The following is a 4,585-nucleotide window of genomic DNA, read 5'->3' as shown; positions in this document are numbered from 1 at the left end:
GACCACATCGACACCGGCCTGAAGGAGGGCGCCCGCCTGCTCACGGGCGGCTCCCGCACCCTCACCGACACCGGCGGCTGCTTCCTCGAACCCACCGTCTTCGACCACGTCGACCCCGGAATGCGGCTGGCCCGGGAGGAGGTCTTCGGCCCCGTGCTGTCAGTCCTGGCCTTCGACGACCTGGACGAGGCGGTCCGGCTTGCCAACGCCAGCGAGTACGGTCTCGCCGCCGGCCTGTGGACGTCCGACCTCTCCACCGCCCATCGCGTCTCGCGCGCCTTGAAGGCGGGCACCGTCTGGGTCAACTGCTACGAGGAGGGCGACCTGACCGTCCCCTTCGGCGGAATGAAGCAGTCCGGGAACGGCCGCGACAAGTCCGCCCACGCCCTGGAGAAGTACACCGAACTCAAGACCACCTGGATCCAGCTGTGACGCGCCGTCCTCTCATCGCCGTTCCCGCCCGCTTCTCCGCGACCGCCTCCGCTTTGAGGTACGCCGCGGAGGTCACCGCGCGCGCCCTGGTCGAGGCGGTGTGGCGGGCCGGCGGTGAACCGGCGGTCATCCACCCGGCCGACCCCGCCACCACCGACGTGGGCGCCCGGCTGGCCCGCTTCGACGGGGTGCTGCTCCCCGGAGGCGGCGACCTCGCCCCGCACCGCTACGGAGCAGGCGACACCCATGACAGCGTCTACGACGTGGACGACCTCCAGGACGCCTTCGACCTGGAAGCCGCCCGCCGCACACTCGACCTGGGCCTGCCCCTGCTGGCGATCTGCCGCGGCCTGCAGGTGGTCAACGTGGCCCTCGGTGGCACCCTCGAACAGGACATGGGCGGCCCCGAGAGCGAGCACCGGCACGTCGTGCACCCCGTGGCCGTCCGGCCCGGCACCCTGCTGGAGCAGGCCACGGGCGTCGCGAAGACGGAGGCGTCCTGCTACCACCACCAGCGTGTCGACCGCCTCGGCGCCGGACTCCTCGTCACCGCACGAGCCGCCGACGACACCGTGGAGGGCCTCGAACTGCCCGGCGCAAGAAGCTGGTTCACGGCAGTCCAGTGGCACCCGGAGGACACCGCCCGGGAGGATCCCGCCCAGCAGGGCCTGTTCGACGCCCTCGTCCGAGCCGCGGGGGGCAGTCGCTGACACCGCCGTGGTCGTCTTGCGCCGCAGACGACCGGCGCTGCCGTCTGCCCGGACCTCGGCGACACGACGCCCGGCCGGACGCTCACGGCCATGGCCGCCGCAAGAGCCCCGGACAGCAGGATCCGGTCACCGCACAGCTGCCGTGGGGGGCGAAGCAGCGGGGACGGTTGCCCCGGCCGCCGGGGGAGCGGGACGCCGGCGTAACGGAGACTGCCTGCCGAGCCTCTACCCCCGCGGGCGCCGCCCGCTGCGGCGGGGCGCCGGCTCGGCGCCGTCGAGGAGGGCCCGGCGACGCTCCTCGCCGTTCTCCTCGATCTGGAGCACGACCTTCCGCAGCCCGTCCGCGAGGCTCCGGCACTCTTTGTCACCAAGCCGGGCGGTGACGAAGGCCTCCTCCTCGTTGAACTCCGGGAACAACCGCTCCATCAACGCCTCGCCCTCCGCGGTGAGGCTGAGCAGCACCCGCCGGCCGTCGGAGGGGTGAACGGCCCGCTGCACCAGCCCTCGTCCCTCGAGAGTCCGCGAGACCCCGGTGAGGGTTCCCTTGGAGATGCCGGCCTCGTCCGCGACGTGCCGGGTCTCCGACTCGCCCCACACCCACACCACCCACAGCACGACGAAGCCGGTCCAGGTCAGATCGGCACCGCGCAGCACGGAGTTCTCCAGGTGCTGACGGACGGTCGAGGCGGCTCGGTAAATGTTGGCGACCACCGCCATCTGCTCACGGTGGATCGGGATGCCGCCGAGTTTGGCCGCCGCCAGCTTCTCCGCTTCGGTGATGGACCGATGGGTCGGCACAGGCACGCTCCTCTTGGTCGTTCGGACTCAAATTGTATGAGCTGCACGACCGCTCGCCGCGCCCGCCCGAGATTTCGAGCGGGCACACGGGCCTCCGTGGCGGCGCGGACATGACCGCAACGCACTCTGAACGCCCAGGTCACGCGGTCCGCTCTGCGCGCACGAGGGGCTGGTCCCTTGCCGGTTCCGACGTCGACGCCGCGCTGGCCCTGGACTGCCCCAGGACGGGCGCGGCAGTTTGAGCAGCCTCCGCGGCGCCTTCATGATTGACGGCATTCTGGCCTGTTCTGTCATCTCTGCCGCACTGGGGAACGCCACCCCCCGCTTGGATGACCTGCTCGTGCGCTCGCCGGACGGGCCCGCCCGGGCGCGGATCGACAGCCGTAACCTCCACTTCAAGCAGGGCCGCGACGATGCCGGGCGATTCGGCGGGCCTGCCCGGTCATCGGCGTCTCGCCCGCCGTCCATTGCACCTGCGGGGCCTGCCGGCCGCACCGCACCGCGCGCTCTCGTCCTGTCCGACGCTGTGGTGTCACTGGCCTCACCTTCACGTCACCCTGTCGACAGTCGACAGGGTCAGCAGTCGGTGCCGGGGTCATCGGCTCGTTCGAGGAGACGGGCCGCGAGGCCGTCGGCCCACTGCGGGGCGCAGGATCGGCCACTCGGCGCCGCTGAGACTGGCTTGCAGGTCCTCGCGTTCGAAGCGGCCGCGGGCGTGGCGGCGGCCGAACTTTCGAGGCCGGCGTGAGCTCGTGGGCCGGCGCCTTGTACAGAGACGGCGTGTCGTCGAGGCGGTCGGCGTGGCGCAGTGCGTCGGGCAGGAAAACCGTCAGCGGCGGTCTCCGTCGGGGTCGGCTGCGGCGCTAGTGCAGATAGTCGCTCGCCTGGGCGCCAAGGACGTTCAGAAGAGCCAGCGTCTCGGCGCCGGGGGATCCCGGCGGGGCGGTGTAGAGCACGAGGTGCTGGTCGCGGTCGGTGAGGGTGAGGGTGTCGCAGTCGACGGTGACGTCGCCGACGGTCGGGTGGTGGAAGGTCTTGGTGAGCGTCGGTGCGGGCTGTACGTCGTGGCGTTCCCAGAGCCGGGCGAAGTCGGGGCTGGTGGCGCGGAGTTCGTCGACGAGGCCGCTCACCGCGGGATCGGTGGGGTAGCGGGCGTGGGTGGTGCGGAGCTGCGTCACGATGCCCAGCCGGAAGTCGGCGGCGTCGGAGATTCCGTAGAGCGTTTCATCGGCGTACTGCGATCCGGGGAAGGCCCGGCGGGCGAGGTTGCGCTCATGGGGGGTGAGTGGGGCGAAGTCCTCCATGAGGGCGGCCGCGAGGTCGTTCCAGGCGAGGACCTCGCACGTGGCGCTCATCACGAAGCCGGCTGTCTGAGGCATTCGTTCGAGGAGCGCGAGGATGCTGGGGCGGACGTCGCGCCGGTGCACTCCGGTGCGGTTGGGCGCGGTGCCGGCGAGAACGTGGAGGTGGTCGGACTCGGCGTCGGTGAGCCGCAAGGCGCCGGCGATGGCGGCCAGGACGTCGCCTGAGGGGCGTGGCGCCCTGCCCTGTTCGAGGCGGATGTAGTACTCGGTGGAGATGTGCGCGAGGACGGCCACTTCCTCGCGGCGCAGACCTGGGGTGCGGCGTCGCGGGCCGCAGGGGAGGCCTACGTCCTGGGGGCGGAGCCGCTCGCGGCGGCTGCGGAGGAACGCCCCGAGCTCCTGTTTGTCCATACGGCCAGTGTGCGCGCCGCCCCGTGGCGGATCGTAGTACTGGTTGTGCCTGCATCCGGCCGGCGGCCGGCCGGACGCTGTTGCCATGACGAACAACACGAACACCACGGACACCACTGAGACCGCACCCGGCGGCCTGCTCACCGGCAAGATCATCTTCATCACCGGCGCCAGCCGCGGCATCGGGGCGGCCGCGGCCCGGCTCTTCGCCTCCGAGGGCGCCGCCGTCGTGCTCGCCGCCCGCAGCACCGACGCCCTGGAGACCATCGTGAAAGAGATCCGCGCCGACGGAGGTACCGCCGACGCCGTCACCCTGGACCTCGCCGACAGCGCGGGCATCCGCGCCGCCGTCGACCAGGTCGAAAAGCTGCACGGACGGCTGGATGGCGCCTTCAACAACGGCGCGGTGCCCCAGCGGCAGTTCGGCCCGGTCCACACCACCAGTGACGAGGACATCGACGAGCAGTTCGCCATCAACTTCCGCGCGCACTGGACCGCCATGAACGCCCAGGCCGCTCTCATGCGCAAGAATGGCGGCGGGGCGATCGTCAACACCTCCAGCATCGGCAGCCGCCGCGCGAACCCGGCCCTGCCCGCATACGGCGCCATGAAGCGCGCGCTCAACAGCCTCACCGAGACCGCCGCGGTGAACTGGGCCGGTGACCGTATCCGGGTCAACGGCATCACCCCCGGCGGCACCTCCACCGAGATGGTCGCCACCTGGGAGGCGGCGACCCCCGGTGTCGTCGAGCAGATGACCAAGTCGATCCCACTCGGTCAGATGGGCGAGCCCCGGCAGATCGCCGAGGCGGCCGCCTGGCTGCTCAGTGACCGCGCCTCGTACGTGACCGGCGCGATCCTCCCGGTCGACGGCGGCGCCGGCGCCTGACCAGGACAGCCCAGCGCCATCCACAGAGCCCTCACCGCGTA

5 protein-coding genes are annotated in these 4,585 nt (G+C 71.7%); 3 read left to right on the top strand and 2 right to left on the bottom strand.

Going from position 1 to position 4,585, the window contains the following annotated elements:
- A partial coding sequence (locus ACYF6T_RS44290) for an aldehyde dehydrogenase family protein (protein WP_461703664.1) occupies positions 1-432 on the top strand: 432 nt, incomplete at its 5' end.
- Positions 429-1,142, top strand: coding sequence for a gamma-glutamyl-gamma-aminobutyrate hydrolase family protein (locus tag ACYF6T_RS44285; protein ID WP_461703663.1), 714 nt, complete (start codon positions 429-431; stop codon positions 1,140-1,142). The genes ACYF6T_RS44290 and ACYF6T_RS44285, both read left to right, overlap by 4 nt.
- 225 nt (positions 1,143-1,367) lie before the next feature.
- Here the strand turns inward: ACYF6T_RS44285 and ACYF6T_RS44280 are convergent, their stop codons facing one another.
- Positions 1,368-1,940 (bottom strand): MarR family winged helix-turn-helix transcriptional regulator, encoded by a 573-nt coding sequence (locus ACYF6T_RS44280; RefSeq protein ID WP_461703662.1) that lies wholly within the window; start codon positions 1,938-1,940, stop codon positions 1,368-1,370.
- Positions 1,941-2,803: 863 nt separating this feature from the next.
- The gene (locus ACYF6T_RS44275) at positions 2,804-3,655 is read right to left on the bottom strand and encodes a helix-turn-helix transcriptional regulator (RefSeq protein ID WP_461703661.1); all 852 of its coding nucleotides are present in this window, start codon (positions 3,653-3,655) and stop codon (positions 2,804-2,806) included.
- An 85-nt stretch (positions 3,656-3,740) separates the two neighbouring features.
- On the opposite strand from ACYF6T_RS44275, the gene ACYF6T_RS44270 reads away from it, so the two are divergent.
- Positions 3,741-4,544, top strand: coding sequence for an SDR family NAD(P)-dependent oxidoreductase (locus ACYF6T_RS44270; RefSeq protein WP_461703660.1), 804 nt, complete (start codon positions 3,741-3,743; stop codon positions 4,542-4,544).
- The last annotated feature ends 41 nt before the right edge of the window (positions 4,545-4,585 follow it).

This window comes from Streptomyces sp. 7R007, from assembly GCF_054850255.1.
Note: the sequence above shows the minus strand (reverse complement) of the source record. Positions and strands in the feature narration are given on the sequence as shown.

Bases quoted from the DNA above. Each gene is read 5' to 3' on its own strand.
- ACYF6T_RS44275 (WP_461703661.1), bottom strand. From the start codon at position 3,655: ATGGACAAACAGGAGCTCGGGGCGTTCCTCCGCAGCCGCCGCGAGCGG.
- ACYF6T_RS44270 (WP_461703660.1), top strand. From the start codon at position 3,741: ATGACGAACAACACGAACACCACGGACACCACTGAGACCGCACCCGGC.